The organism is Hoeflea sp. (assembly GCF_039975035.1).
GTDB lineage: Bacteria > Pseudomonadota > Alphaproteobacteria > Rhizobiales > Rhizobiaceae > Hoeflea.
In genome coordinates, this window is record NZ_JBDWHW010000164.1 from 1 (window position 1) to 13962 (window position 13962).

Below are 13962 nucleotides of genomic sequence, written 5' to 3' on the forward strand. Positions count from 1 at the left end.
ACCAGCAATTCCGGCATCGAGGTGCCGAAACCGACAACGGTCAGTCCGATCAGCAACGGCGGCATGCCAAGCCTGTTGGCCAGCGAAATCGCGCCGCGCACCAGAAAGTCTGCGCCGAATGTAAGCAAGGCAAGTCCGGCCAGAAGCGTCAACACGTTCAAAAGCATGATCGGTGTCCATGGGACGCGCAACCGCACGCGACAGGATCGTCGCGACGGGTGGGCGGCGTGCGTCGTGGGATCAGTTGCAAAGCGCTGTCAGTCGGCGTTTTCGGGATTCATTTCCGCCGAAACAGCAAGCTTTGCCGTCATCCATGTCGCCCACAGCGCTGGCGGCGTAACGACTGCGATCAGAACCAGATCGCCGATCGTGGCAAGGTCGAAGAAGCCGTCAATGGCCCAGAAAGCAGAGATTGCGGCGAGCCAGATTTCAGAGCCAATCAGCACGATGGCGCCGATGGCGGTCAGGAAGGCGGCAAATCTGGTTTTGGGATAAGCCGGAACGGAGTTTCCGGTGGAAATGGCCGAAGCAGGGTGTGACGCAGTTTGCGGCATCGTTTTTGTCCGAAAAAGGCGCTGCTGGATTTGAGCGCAACGGCAATGATGTGACGGTGGCTGGCGGAAAATTCAAGAGGCGCAAGTTGCCTCACGAAAAATAATCTTGCGAATGATTGGCTTGCGGGTGGCAGAATTGATCTGCGGGCACGCCACGGCAAGGTCCGGTTATGGGGCAGAAGCTTGACACCGGCGTCCCGAATGTGAATTGAAGCGCAACGGGACAAGCAAGGAACGGAACCGCGAGATGGCCATAGCATTCACTTTTCCGGGGCAGGGCAGCCAGGCTGTCGGCATGGGCAAGGCCCTGGCGGAGGCCTTCCCGGAGGCGCGTTCCGTCTTCGACGAGGTCGATGAAGCGCTCGGCGAGAAGCTTTCGACGGTGATCTTTGAAGGCCCCGAGGAATCCCTGACGCTCACCGCCAACGCCCAACCGGCGCTGATGGCGGTCTCCATGGCCCTGATCCGGGTGCTCCAGGCGCGCGGATTGAAACTCGAAACCACCGCAAGCTATGTCGCCGGCCATTCGCTCGGCGAATATTCCGCCTTGTGCGCCGCAGGCATGTTCTCGGTGGCCGATACGGCGCGGCTGTTGCGCATTCGCGGCAACGCCATGCAGGCCGCGGTTCCCGCTGGCGAGGGCGCCATGGCGGCCATCATCGGATTGGAAAATGCCGATGTCGAAGCCGCTTGCGCCCAGGCGCGGACGTTTGGCGCGGTTCAGATCGCCAATGACAATGGCGGCGGACAACTGGTGATTTCCGGACTGAAACCCGCCGTTGAGGCAGCCGCGGCGAGCGCCACGGAAAAAGGCGCCAAGCGCGCGCTGATGCTGCCGGTCTCCGCCCCGTTCCATTCCAGCCTGATGCAGCCTGCCGCCGACGCCATGCGCGAGGCGCTGGCCAGTGTGACGAAATCGGCTCCCGTGGTACCTGTCGTTTCCAATGTGCGCGCGGCACCGGTCTCCGATCCCGACGAGATCGCCAGTTTGCTTGTCGAGCAGGTCACCGGCCAGGTTCGCTGGCGCGAAACGGTCGCCTGGTTTGCGGCAAACGGCGTCGATACTCTGGCCGAAATCGGCGCAGGCAAGGTCTTGACCGGGCTCGCCCGCCGCATTGATCGCTCGATCACCGGGCTGAATGTTGCCGGGCCCGATGACATCGATCCGTTTCTGGCCGCAATCGAGAGTCAGACAAGCTGATTGCGGAAAAATCTGACTGCCTGCATTCAGGCACAAACTGAAGAATAATCCCGAAAGGACTTCCAATGTTCGATCTGACCGGCCGCAAGGCCCTGGTGACCGGTGCTTCCGGCGGAATCGGCGAAGCGATCGCCCGTCAGCTACATGGCCGCGGTGCGACTGTCGGCCTTCACGGAACCCGGGTCGAGCGGCTTGAGGCGCTGGCCGCCGATCTTGGCGAACGCGTCATGATGTTTCCCGCCGATCTGTCCGACCGCGACGCTGTCTCCGCCCTTGGCAAGAAGGCCGAGGAGCAGCTTGAAGGCGTCGACATTCTGGTCAACAACGCCGGCATTACCAAGGACGGGCTGTTCGTGCGGATGAGCGACGACGCCTGGGATCAGGTTATCGAGGTTGATCTGACGGCAGTGTTCCGCCTGACCCGGGAACTTGCCCATCCGATGATGAAGCGCCGCCATGGCCGCGTCATCAACATCACCTCCGTGGTTGGCGTCGCCGGCAACCCGGGACAGGCGAACTACTGTGCGGCCAAGGCGGGCATGATCGGCTTTTCCAAGAGTCTGGCCCAGGAAATCGCCCCGCGCAATGTCACCGTCAATTGCGTCGCTCCCGGTTTTATCGAGAGCGCCATGACCGACAAGCTCAATGACAAGCAGAAAGACGCGATCATGGGAGCGATTCCGATGCGTCGCATGGGGTCGGGCGAAGAGGTTGCCTCCGCCGTCACCTGGCTGGCCTCCAATGAAGCCTCTTACGTCACCGGCCAGACCATCCATGTGAATGGCGGCATGCTGATGGTCTGATCATTGTATGATCCGGTGTTGGGCCGGATCAGGCGGGAAGCGGCAGGCAGGCGGGAATCACGGGGCTTTACGCATTTTCCTGCTTTGCCCTGTCGCCAAACCATGGTACTTCGCCCCCGCCGAGAGCGTAAACGCACCGGCTTCAGGGTCCGAAATATGCCGAAATCCACAGCTTCGGCTTTGACGGGACCGGGCTCGGAGCATAAAAACGCCTAACGAGCTTGATTACCCATGCTTGCGCAGGTAACGAGGCGCAACAACAATGTGAAACAGGTCGAGGAAACCGACATGAGCGACATCGCAGACCGCGTAAAAAAAATCGTCATCGAACATCTGGGCGTTGACGCTGAAAAAGTGAACGAAGGCGCAAGCTTCATTGACGATCTCGGTGCGGACTCGCTCGATACGGTCGAACTGGTGATGGCATTCGAAGAAGAATTCGGTGTGGAAATTCCCGATGATGCAGCCGACACCATTCTGACCGTCGGTGATGCAGTCAAGTTCATCTCCAAGGCCCAGGCCTGAATGGACATGATTTTGCGGGCGGATGAACGGCCCGCCTTCAGGACCGGCGCAATATCTGCGCCGGTTTGTTGCTTTTCTGGCATGACTGGGAATTGAGACGATGAGAAGAGTCGTCATCACCGGAACGGGTGTGGTTTCTCCACTTGGCTGCGGCACCGAGATCACATGGTCTCGTCTGATCGACAGCCAGAATGGCGCTTCGCGCGTCACTGCCTTCGATGTCAGCGACATCGCCGCACAGATCGCCTGTTCCGTGCCGACCGATCCGTCGGTCGAGGGAGCCTTCATTCCGGATGACTGGATGGAGCCCAAGGAACAGCGCAAGATCGACAAATTCATCCTGTTTGGCGTTGCCGCCGCCGACATGGCGCTCAAGGATGCCGGCTGGCACCCCGAGAGCCGCGACGACCAGATCGCCACCGGCGTGATGATCGGGTCCGGCATCGGCGGCCTGGAAGGCATCGTCGAGGCGGGCTACACGTTGCGCGACAAGGGCCCTCGTAGGGTCTCGCCATTCTTTATTCCCGGACGGCTGATCAATCTGGTCTCGGGCCAGGTCTCCATCCGCCACGGGCTTCGCGGCCCCAACCACGCGGTGGTGACGGCATGTTCCACCGGCGCGCACGCCATCGGCGATGCGGCACGGTTGATCGCGCTCGGGGATGCCGATGTCATGGTCGCCGGCGGTGCTGAAGCGGCGATTTGCCGGATCGGACTGGCGGGATTTGCCGCCTGCAAGGCGCTGTCGACCTCGTACAATGATACGCCTGAAAAAGCCTCGCGCCCCTATGACCGCGACCGCGACGGTTTCGTCATGGGCGAGGGGGCAGCCACCATGGTTCTCGAGGAACTCGACCATGCCCTGGCGCGCGGCGCCAACATCATCGCCGAAGTGGTTGGCTACGGCCTGTCCGGCGATGCCTATCACATCACCGCACCCGCCGAGGACGGCGACGGCGCCTACCGGTGCATGCAGATGGCGCTCATGCGTGCCGGCCTTGCACCTGCCGATGTTGACTACATCAATGCCCACGGCACGTCGACAATGGCCGATACGATCGAACTTGGAGCCGTGGAACGGCTGGTGGGCGATGCCGCGCCGGGGATTTCAATGTCCTCGACCAAATCGGCCATCGGCCATCTGCTGGGTGCCGCCGGCGCGATGGAGGCGGTCTTCTCGGCCCTTGCCATTCGCGACAATATCGCGCCTCCGACCCTCAATCTGGACAACCCGGAAGTCGAATCCAGGATTGATCTGGTTCCCAAGGTGGCTCGCAAGCGCCGGATCGATGTGGCCCTGTCCAATTCCTTCGGTTTTGGCGGTACCAATGCCTCGCTCGTTCTGAAACGTTTTCAGGGTTGAAGACAGCGCGCGGTGGCGCGCGCTTGTCCTCGAACCGGCATTTCGCCACATTGAGCGGTAAAGACACTGCACAGGGTTTTGCCCTGCTTCAATTCCAGCGGAGATTGACCTCGTGAACGACCGCGATAACCAGAAAAAGGGAATCTTTGGCCGCGCTGGCGACAACAAGGCTGCGCCATCAGGCCCGATTGTACCCGTGTCGCCGTCCCAGGCGCTGAAGCCGGAGAGGGCGCCGCAGCCGCCCAGACGGTCGCGCCGCGCCCGCAACCAGGTGGTGGTATTCCTTAACTTTGTCCTCTCCCTGATCATCTTCATCGCCATCGTCGGAATAGGCATTTTCTGGTATGGCAAGACCGAGTTCGAAGGACCTGGCCCGCTCGATCAGACCACCGATTTCATGGTGCGCGATGGCGCTGCTCTCAAACAGATTGCCGCCGGGCTGGAGCGTCAGGGCATCGTTGCCAACCAGCGGATTTTCTCGCTCGGCGCCCAGGGCATTCTTGGCGATGACACGCTGAAAGCCGGTGAGTACGAAATCAAGGCGCATGCTTCCATGCGCGATATCGTCGAGTTGATGCAGTCGGGCAAATCCATCCTGCATTCCTTCACCGTGCCGGAAGGCCAGACTGTCCAACAGGTGTTTGACCGGTTGAGAACGGCGGAGATGCTTGTCGGCGATCTGCCTGAAGAAATGCCGGCTGAGGGCGCGTTGCTGCCCGAAACCTACAAATTCTCGCGCGGCACGACACGGGCGGAGATTATCGCGCAGATGCTCAATGGCCAGACACGGGCGCTTGAACAGGTCTGGGCGCGGCGCGCTCCGGATCTGCCTCTGGCAAGCCCTGAAGAACTGGTCATCCTGGCTTCCATCGTCGAGAAGGAAACCGCCAGGGCCGACGAACGACCGCGCGTTGCCGGAGTGTTCATCAACCGGCTCAACAGAGGCATGCGCCTGCAGTCGGACCCGACAATCATCTATGGCCTGTTCGGCGGCGCGGGAAAGCCGTCTGACCGGCCGATCTACAAGTCCGACGTCGAGAAACCGACGCCTTACAACACCTATGTGATCAACGGTCTGCCGCCGACACCGATTGCCAATCCTGGACGCGAAGCGATGGAAGCCGTGGCCAATCCGTCACGGACCAAGGATCTCTACTTCGTTGCCGATGGTACCGGTGGTCACGCATTTGCCGAGACGCTGGACGAGCACAATTCCAACGTTGCCCGCTGGCGCAGGCTGGAGGCCGAGCAGAAGCAGGCGGCCGAAGCAGCTGCCGCAGCGGAAGAAGACGAGCCGGAAGGCAATTGATCCGGCTCGCCTGATCAGGCGGTACCCGGGTTGATGACAACAGGGGATGGGGCATGGCTGTTCAGTCGATGACGGGGTTCGCGCGCCGCGAGGGCGAAGCTGAAGGGTTCCGTTTTGTCTGGGAGCTGCGCTCTGTCAACGGCAAGGGGCTTGATGTGCGGCTTAGGCTGCCACAGGGCTTTGAGTCGCTGGAAGCGCCGGTCCGCAAGGCTGCCGCAAAGGCTTTTTCCCGGGGCAATCTTCAGGTCACGCTCTCGGTCAGCGCCACCGGTGCCGCAGTAGAGGCCGTGGTCAATGAAGCGGCGCTGGAAGCCGTGATCGACCTCGTCAACAAGCTGGAAGACCGCATCGACGCGCGCAAGCCCGCACTCGACGGCATTCTCAACATCAAGGGCGTGCTGGAATTCCGTGATCCCGAACTCTCCGAGGCGTCCCGCACGGCACGTGATGCAGCTGTGCTGAGCGGCTTCATGGCGGCGCTTGAGGATCTCAAGGCGATGCGGTTATCGGAAGGCGCGGCGCTTGGCAAGATTCTGGGCGGGCAGGTCGACAGCATCGAGGCGTTGACGCTGGCGGTCGAAGCCGATCCGTCGCGATCGCCGGAGGCAATCCGCGCCCGGCTCGCCGAACAGGTGAGAAGCCTGATGGACACGGGCGCAGGGCTTGATCGCGACCGGCTCCATATGGAAGCGGCCCTTCTGGCCACCAAGGCCGATCTTCGCGAGGAGATCGACCGGCTCAAGGCCCATGTCGATGCTGCGCGTGCGCTGATTTCGGGCGAAGGCGGCGCCGGCCGCCGGCTGGATTTCCTCGCCCAGGAATTCAACCGCGAAACCAATACGATATGCTCAAAGTCGAATGCAGCGCCGGTCACCGCGATCGGGCTTGATTTGAAGGTCCTGATAGACCAGTTTCGCGAGCAGGTACAGAATCTGGAGTAGCGATGAGCCAACCGCCCGCCTACCTTCCTTCCGCCCGCATCAAGCGGCGCGGCCTCATGCTGGTGATTTCCTCGCCTTCCGGCGCCGGCAAATCCACCATCGCCCGCAACCTGCTTGAAAATGACGATGGGCTCAGCCTCTCGGTCAGTGTCACCACCCGGCCGCGCCGGGGCAGTGAAATCGAGGGGGTGCATTACCATTTCAAGTCCCAGCGCGATTTCGAGCGCATGCGCGATTCCGAAGCTCTGCTGGAGTGGGCCGAAGTGCATGGCAATTTCTATGGCACACCGCGGGAAGCCGCCGAGGTGGCGATGGCCGAAGGCTGCGACATGCTGTTCGATATAGATTGGCAGGGAGCCCAGCAATTGCAGGAGAAGATGAGCGCCGATGTGGTGTCGATATTCATCCTGCCGCCGTCGATGGAAGAGCTTCGCGCCCGGTTGCATCGCCGCGCCGAAGACGCTGATGAAGTCATCGAGCAGCGGCTCGCCAACGCCCGCTCCGAAATCGAACACTGGCGTGAATATGATTACGTCGTCGTCAATGACGATCTCGACAGGGCATATTCCGCCGTACGCGCCATCGTGCAGGCCGAACGCCTGCGCCGTGACCGCCGTCCCGGACTGTTCGACTTTGTCCAGGACCTTCTAAACGGCTGATCAGCAGCCCCGATCACCGCCGCTGCCTTCGCCACCACCGCCCTCTCCATGGCCGTGCATGGTTTCCCGGCTTGGAATTGGACGGGATGATGTTGACGGTACGGCCGCCTGTGCGGTGGGTTTGGCAGCAAATAGACTGAAGACTTTGCCGGTTTCGCCGCTGTAACAATGGGTCGAGCGGTACTTCTCAAGCTCCGCCAGCGCCATCCAGCCGATTTTCTCGTTCCGCTCGCGGCGCGCTTTCTTGTTGGCGAGCCGGATTTCTTCCTGCTTCTTGGCTGCTTCCCTGGCGCGTTTCTTGCGGAGATCGGACTCTGTGACGGCTCTGTCAATAAACTCCACGGTCTCCGCCGTACCTTCCACCGAAGTGCAACCTTGTAGTGCGAGCACGCTTGCCAGCACCCCACCGGTGATCGACAGAGCTAAGGTTGCCCTGCTGATCGTCATACCGCTATGAAGTTTTTTCATTCCTGCCTCCGGGGATTTGGGTAGTGGTTATCCAACTGTTTCTCTGGATTATCACGCTGCCAAACCTGCAAAAATTGGCAGGTGTACCTAATTTGTAGGTACATTTGCCTAATTCATGTCGCGAAAATACGGAAAACTGCCTTGGCGTTACTGCGGCAGGACGTGAGAGAACATTTGCGCCAGAGCCCTGACCGGGTGACCGAACGTTGTTGTCGAAGCAGTCGGTGGTGCTGTGTACGGCTAGAGGCAGCCGTTTACGCTAACCAGTGATCAGCCGTTGCATTCCGCGGTTTCCATCCGTCAGTCCGATCGCCGCCTGAACGATGGATTGGGCGTTGATCCCGAAATGACTGTAGAGATCACCGATGGTGCCGGTCTGGCCGAAATGCTCTACCCCGAGCGGAATGCTCTGGTGGCCCTGCACCGAACCGAGCCAGCCGAGTGTGGCCGGATGACCGTCGATCACGGTGACAATCTTGCAATGCCGGGGCAGGGCGGCGGTGAGGGTCTCGATATGGCTTCGAGCCCTGGCGTTTCCGCGTGAACGGGCGCGCTGCGCCGCCGTCCAGCCGGCATTGAGCCGGTCGGCGGAGGTCACCGCCAGCACGCCGACATCGCGTCGGGTTTCGGCAATGTGACCCGCCGCCTTGATCGCTTCGGGAGCCACCGCGCCCTGATAGGCGATGACGACCTCGCAGTTGGGCCCGGGCTTGCGCAACCAGTAGGCGCCGTCGGTGGCGCCCTGGCGGAAATCCTCATTGGCCCGTGTGCCCGGCTGTTCGATCGGATTGGTGGTCAGTCTGAGATAGACCGACCCGCCGGTCTCGTCGCGCAACCACGTGCGTTCATCCGGATCGCCCTCGCCATCCTTCTGCATGTAATCGAACGCCCATTTCATGATCACCGCCAGTTCGTCGGCGAAAGCCGGTTCGAACGCCGCCAGCCCGTCCTGGCTCATGCCGATCAGCGGCGAGCCGATCGACTGGTGCGCGCCTCCCTCCGGCGCCAGCGTCACCCCCGACGGAGTGCCGACAATCATGAAGCGCGAATCCTGGTAGCAGGCGTAATTGAGCGCATCGAGCCCGCGCGCGACAAAGGGATCATAGACCGTACCGATCGGGATCAGTCGCTTGCCGAACAGCGAGTGCGACAGGCCTGCGGCTCCCAGCAGCAGGAACAGGTTCATCTCGGCAATGCCAAGTTCGATGTGCTGGCCGTCGGGCGCGAACTCCCATTTCGCGGTTGAGGGAATGTTGTGCGTCTTGAACGTGTCCGCGCGGGCCTCGCGGGCAAACAGCTTGCGCCGGTTCACCCACGGCCCCAGATTGGTCGTGCCGGTGACATCGGGCGAAGTGGTGACGATCCGTGCCGCCAGTTCGCTGTCGGTCTTGGAGAGGTTGTCAAGGATCTTGCCGAACGCCATCTGGGTGGAAATTTCGCGGTCTGACACAATCTCGATGTCGGGCGTGGCGATCACGTCGTCGGAATAACGCCGGCGGCCCCTGGCAAAAAACGCTGTTTGATCGAGAAATGCCTGCAGCGACGCGGGATCCTCGACGGTGGCGAACCTCTCCCATTCCTCGCCGGTCTCGACACCCATGTGCCGTTGCCAGTCAGCCATCTGGGTCTTGTTCATCAACCCGCCATGATTGTCCTTGTGGCCTGCAATCGGCGTGCCCCAGCCCTTGATGGTGTAGGCCAGAAAGCAGACCGGCCGGTCATGGTCGATGCGGGCGAAGGCTTCGGCCATGGTGGTGACACAGTTGCCGCCGAGGTTTTCCATCAACTCGGCCAGTTCCCTGTCAGACCGCGCGTCGATCAGCGCGGTGACATCGCCCTGGTCGCCGAGATCGTCCATCAGATGCTTGCGCCACACCGCACCGCCCATGAATGTGAGCGCCGCATAGAGCTGGTTGGGGCAGTTGTCGATCCACTGCTTGAGCTTGTCTCCGCCGTTTTCAGTAAACGCGGCGCGCTGCAGATGGCCATATTTGACCCGCACCACATCCCAGCCGAAGGCCTCGAAGATCTTCTCGACACGGCGGAACAGTCCCTCATGCACGATGCCGTCGAGCGACTGGCGGTTGTAGTCGATGATCCACCAGGTGTTGCGCAGATCGTTCTTCCAGCCCTCCTGCAGCGTCTCGTAAATGTTGCCCTCATCAAGCTCGGCATCACCGACCAGTGCCACCATGCGCCCCAGCGGAAGGTCGTTTCCCCACTCCTTGGCGGCGATGTAATCCTGCACGATCGAGGCAAACGAGGTGATTGCCACGCCCAGCCCGACCGAGCCGGTGGAAAAATCGACATCATCGATATCCTTGGTCCGCGACGGATAGGACTGCACTCCGCCAAACCCGCGGAAATTCTCCATTTTCTCGCGCGTCTGGTTGCCCATCAGGTACTGGATCGCGTGAAAGATCGGCGAGGCGTGCGGCTTGACCGCCACCCGGTCCTCGGGCTTGAGCGCCGAAAAATACAGCGCCGTCATGATCGACACCATCGAGGCCGAGGAAGCCTGGTGGCCGCCGACCTTGATGCCGTCAGCCTTGGGGCGAATGTGATTGGCGTTGTGGATCATCCAGTGCGACAGCCACAACAACCGCTGTTCAATGGTCTTGAGATGTTTGTCGTTCATGGTTCCGGAGTCCCGCCCTGCATGACTGTGATGAATTTGCCGGTATCGATGTTGCCGCCACACAGGATGACGCCGGCGCGCTTGCCTTTCATCAGGGCCTTCTCCCGTGCCAGTGCCGCCAGCGGCGCGGCGCCTGCGCCTTCGGCGACGTTGTGGCTGCACCGGAAATAGATGCGAATGGCTTCGGCCACCTCGTCATCGCTAACCGAGACGATCCGTTCCGCACCCGACGAATAGATCTCGAAAGCCTCCCGCACGGGCACCCGCACCGCCATGCCGTCAGCGAAGGTCCGGGCGCTCTCGGTCTCGATCAGCCGACCGGCTTCGACCGACAATTTCGCCGCCTGCGCTTCGGTCGAAACAACGCCGACAACTTTGGTCTTGAGGCCAAGCGCGTCGCGCACCGCGATGACCGAACAAATGCCCGATCCGCAGCCAATGGGGACGTAGACGGTGTCCAGCTCGGGCGCCGATGAAAACAGCTCATAGGCATAAGTGGCGACACCGCGGAGCAGTTCCCGGTGGAAAGGAGGCACGACGGCCAGGCCTTCCAGCTCGGCAACCCGGATGGCTTCCAGTCGTGCCTCGTCGAAATCCCGGCCGAAGATGATGACTTCGGCGCCGAACGCGCTCATCGCTGCGTTCTTCTCGATGGAATTGCCGTCGGGAACATAGATTTTTGCCTTCAGCCCGGCAGCCGTCGCCGCCCGCGCCTGGCTTTGGCCGTGATTGCCGCGGGTGGCGGTGCATATTCCGCTCGCCTGCGGCTGGGTCCGTTTCAGCCAGTCGATGAAGGTGATGCCGCCGCGCACCTTGAATGCTCCCGTCGGGGTGTGATTTTCATGCTTGACCCATGTCTCGACGCCGAGATGCTGGTTGATCAGCGGCCAGCTGTATTGCGGCGTCGGCGCCATATGGCGGTGGACCAGCGCAGCTGCCTGTTCGATTTCTTCAATGGAAAACATCAGTTACGTGTCCCTGGTTGCGTTGTGCGCAGACTAGTATGTCTTTTTGAGAGTTCATATGCGATATCACTTCCTGTTTTCCGAATTTTGAGTGAAACATCTCATTAATTTGCAGAATAGTGGTGGATATCGGCATGCATGACAAAGACATCGCGATCCTACGCAAGCTTGCCGCTGATGGCAGGATGTCACTCAACGATCTCAGCGAGGCGATCGGCCTTAGTCCAACACCGACGGCTCGCAGGGTCAGACATCTTGAAACCAGCGGTGTGATCACCGGATACAATGCGCGTCTTGACGAAACCGCGTTGGGCTTTCCAGTCTCGGTTTTCGTTTCGGTTCGCCTCGACAAACAGGTCGATGAGGCGCTTGCGGAATTCGAGGAGGCGATCAAGCGTTTCCCCGAGGTGGTCGATTGCTGGCTGATGACGGGAAACCGTGACTATCTGATGCGTGTGGCAACCCGTGATCTGGCTGATTTCGAGCGGTTCCTGACCCAGCGTCTGACCCGTATCAAGGGCGTGGCGGCAATTGAATCTTCCATTCCCTTGCGCCGGGTCAAGGCGATGCCGGCGCGGATACCGTGAAATCATCCGTCCTTGTCGCGCCGTGTCGAGCGCCGCCGACGCTCCACTTGCAACGGTAATGGTTCAGGCAGCCACCTGAACCGGATCCGCGCTGAGCGCCTGGGCGAGGTCGGCAATGATGTCATCCACATCTTCAAGCCCCACCGACAGCCGGATCAACCCGTCCGAGATACCATGCTCAGCGCGTTCCTCCGCCGTGTAGGTTGAATGCGTCATGCTCGCCGGATGCTGGATCAGTGATTCGGCGTCGCCGAGCGAGACGGCGCGGAAGATCATGGTCAACCGGTTCATCAGCGAACGCCCGGCCTCCATGCCGCCATCAAGTTCAAAGGCGATCATCGCGCCAAAACCGGGCATCTGCCTTGCTGCAAGCTGATGCTGCTCAAAACTTTTCAGCCCCGGGTAATGCACCTTGGCCACAGCCGCGCTGGCTTCCAGCATGGCGGCAACCTGTTGCGCATTGGCACAATGCCGCTCCATCCTGAGCGCCAGTGTCTTGAGACCACGCAGGATCAGCATGGCGTTGAACGGAGCCATCACCGCGCCGGTCATGTCCTTCATTCCGAACATGCGGATTTGCGAAACCTGTTCGGCGGTGCCGACCAGAAGCCCCGCCACCACATCGCCATGGCCGCCGAGATACTTGGTTGCCGAATGCACGACGATGTCGGCGCCAAGTTCGATCGGCCGGGTCAGATAAGGGGTGGCGTACGTGTTGTCGACGATGACGGTGGCGCCGCCCTCATGCGCAATTTTCGAGACCGCCTCGATATCAACCAGCCGCATGTTCGGGTTGGCCGGTGTTTCGAAATAGACAACCCGCGTCTTGTCCGACATCGCTGCCGCCAGATTGTCCGGATCGGTCATGTCGACATGGGAAATGGTGATGCCGAATTTGGCGAGGCCGTGCCGCATGAAGGAGAATGTGCATCCATACAGCGTCTGGTCGACGATGATCTCGTCGCCAGGCGACACAAGCGTCCACAGGGCCGCCGCGATGGCGCCCATTCCCGAGGACAACGCCAGCCCTGCTTCCGCGCCTTCCAGACTTGCGATGCGCCGTTCGAGAAGGTCGAGTGTCGGGTTGGAGATTCGCGAATAGATGTAGCCAGGCCGCTCGCCGGCAAACATTTCGCCGCCGGCTTCAGCACTTTCAAAGGCAAAGGTCGAGGTCAGGTGCAGCGGCGGCGTCAACGCGCCTTCATTGTCCATCGGATTGTAGCCATGGTGGATGGCGCGGGTGGAAAAGCTCTTGCTACGGTCATTCATGACGATTCCTTTCGCATGCATGGTGCGCTCGACCGGCCGCAATTCAGCGAAGCCTCCATGCATCACTTCCAAAAAGCGTGGCATCCCGATGCGATAAACGAGGATGCGACGCCGATGCGCAGGGACGATATTGGCCTTTTCCCAGAGGCAGTAGATTGCTATTTATGCCTCAACGAATAGAGATTTTGGCATAAACTGCCAAGGAGTGGATAAATGGACAGCAAGGATCGCCAGATCATCCGGACGCTGCAAAACAATGCCCGGATGACCAATCAGGATCTCGCCGCCGCGGTCAATCTGTCGCCGTCGCCCTGCCTGCGCCGGCTGCGCATTCTCGAGGACAGCGGCGCCATCCGGGGATACAGCGTCGATGTCGACGCCAAAGCCTACGGACTTCCGATGATGGTGTTCATCCGCATCCGGCTGGATCGGCACACCGGCAGCCACATCCAGGAGTTCGAGGCGCGGATCCGGGCGATAGACGAGGTGCTGGAGTGTCACCTGATGACCGGACCGGCAGACTATCTGCTGCGGGTCGTCGTCGCCGGACTGGACCACTACGAGGATTTCATCCGCAATCGAATTCACGCCATTGGCGGTATCGCCTCGATCGACACCAGCATAGTCTATGGAACGGTCAAGAAAACCGGGGTTTTTCCGGCGCTGGCATGAGCGCTGAC

General features: G+C 60.9%; 14 protein-coding genes and 1 pseudogene. 9 read left to right on the forward strand and 6 right to left on the reverse strand.

The window, feature by feature from the left end; translation table 11 throughout:
• Window positions 1-167 (reverse strand): annotated as a pseudogene (locus tag ABJN75_RS14975) (sodium:calcium antiporter); the annotation flags it as partial.
• Window positions 168-257: 90 nt separating this feature from the next.
• Window positions 258-554, reverse strand: coding sequence for a hypothetical protein (locus ABJN75_RS14980; RefSeq protein ID WP_348440383.1), 297 nt, complete (start codon window positions 552-554; stop codon window positions 258-260).
• Window positions 555-801: 247 nt separating this feature from the next.
• Here ABJN75_RS14980 and fabD point away from each other — a divergent pair, with 247 nt between their 5' ends.
• The 7 genes from fabD to gmk all read left to right on the forward strand — a co-directional run bounded on the left by fabD (window position 802) and on the right by gmk (window position 7355).
• Window positions 802-1755, forward strand: coding sequence for an ACP S-malonyltransferase (gene fabD, locus ABJN75_RS14985; RefSeq protein ID WP_348440384.1), 954 nt, complete (start codon window positions 802-804; stop codon window positions 1753-1755).
• Window positions 1756-1820: 65 nt separating this feature from the next.
• A complete protein-coding gene (gene fabG, locus ABJN75_RS14990) occupies window positions 1821-2558 on the forward strand; it encodes a 3-oxoacyl-[acyl-carrier-protein] reductase (RefSeq protein WP_348440385.1) in 738 nt (245 codons plus the stop codon).
• A gap of 288 nt (window positions 2559-2846) precedes the next feature.
• Entirely contained in the window at window positions 2847-3083 is a 237-nt protein-coding gene (locus tag ABJN75_RS14995; protein ID WP_035526784.1) for an acyl carrier protein, read from the forward strand.
• Between the two features lie 100 nt (window positions 3084-3183).
• The gene (fabF, locus tag ABJN75_RS15000) at window positions 3184-4446 is read left to right on the forward strand and encodes a beta-ketoacyl-ACP synthase II (RefSeq protein ID WP_348440386.1); all 1263 of its coding nucleotides are present in this window, start codon (window positions 3184-3186) and stop codon (window positions 4444-4446) included.
• A gap of 142 nt (window positions 4447-4588) precedes the next feature.
• Window positions 4589-5755 carry an endolytic transglycosylase MltG gene (gene mltG / locus ABJN75_RS15005; protein WP_348440408.1) on the forward strand — a complete coding sequence of 389 codons (1167 nt, stop codon included), beginning with the start codon at window positions 4589-4591 and terminating at the stop codon, window positions 5753-5755.
• 53 nt (window positions 5756-5808) lie between these two features.
• A complete protein-coding gene (locus tag ABJN75_RS15010) occupies window positions 5809-6696 on the forward strand; it encodes a YicC/YloC family endoribonuclease (RefSeq protein ID WP_348440387.1) in 888 nt (295 codons plus the stop codon).
• 2 nt (window positions 6697-6698) lie between these two features.
• The gene (gmk, locus tag ABJN75_RS15015; RefSeq protein WP_348440388.1) at window positions 6699-7355 is read left to right on the forward strand and encodes a guanylate kinase; all 657 of its coding nucleotides are present in this window, start codon (window positions 6699-6701) and stop codon (window positions 7353-7355) included.
• Here gmk and ABJN75_RS15020 read toward each other — a convergent pair whose 3' ends face one another.
• The 3 genes from ABJN75_RS15020 to ABJN75_RS15030 form a co-directional block, all read right to left on the reverse strand.
• Window positions 7356-7823 (reverse strand): hypothetical protein, encoded by a 468-nt coding sequence (locus ABJN75_RS15020; RefSeq protein WP_348440389.1) that lies wholly within the window; start codon window positions 7821-7823, stop codon window positions 7356-7358.
• A gap of 259 nt (window positions 7824-8082) precedes the next feature.
• The gene (locus ABJN75_RS15025) at window positions 8083-10461 is read right to left on the reverse strand and encodes a transketolase (protein ID WP_348440390.1); all 2379 of its coding nucleotides are present in this window, start codon (window positions 10459-10461) and stop codon (window positions 8083-8085) included.
• Window positions 10458-11426, reverse strand: a complete 969-nt coding sequence (locus ABJN75_RS15030) for a threonine dehydratase (protein WP_348440391.1) — start codon at window positions 11424-11426, stop codon at window positions 10458-10460. Before ABJN75_RS15030 ends, ABJN75_RS15025 begins: the two co-directional genes overlap by 4 nt.
• 134 nt (window positions 11427-11560) lie before the next feature.
• Here ABJN75_RS15030 and ABJN75_RS15035 point away from each other — a divergent pair, with 134 nt between their 5' ends.
• Window positions 11561-12013, forward strand: a complete 453-nt coding sequence (locus tag ABJN75_RS15035) for an Lrp/AsnC family transcriptional regulator (protein ID WP_348440392.1) — start codon at window positions 11561-11563, stop codon at window positions 12011-12013.
• 63 nt (window positions 12014-12076) lie between these two features.
• Here ABJN75_RS15035 and ABJN75_RS15040 read toward each other — a convergent pair whose 3' ends face one another.
• Window positions 12077-13282 carry a methionine gamma-lyase gene (locus ABJN75_RS15040; protein ID WP_348440393.1) on the reverse strand — a complete coding sequence of 402 codons (1206 nt, stop codon included), beginning with the start codon at window positions 13280-13282 and terminating at the stop codon, window positions 12077-12079.
• A 213-nt stretch (window positions 13283-13495) separates the two neighbouring features.
• On the opposite strand from ABJN75_RS15040, the gene ABJN75_RS15045 reads away from it, so the two are divergent.
• Window positions 13496-13954: an Lrp/AsnC family transcriptional regulator gene (locus tag ABJN75_RS15045; protein WP_348440394.1), complete on the forward strand. Its 459-nt coding sequence runs from the start codon at window positions 13496-13498 to the stop codon at window positions 13952-13954.
• Window positions 13955-13962 lie beyond the last annotated feature (8 nt).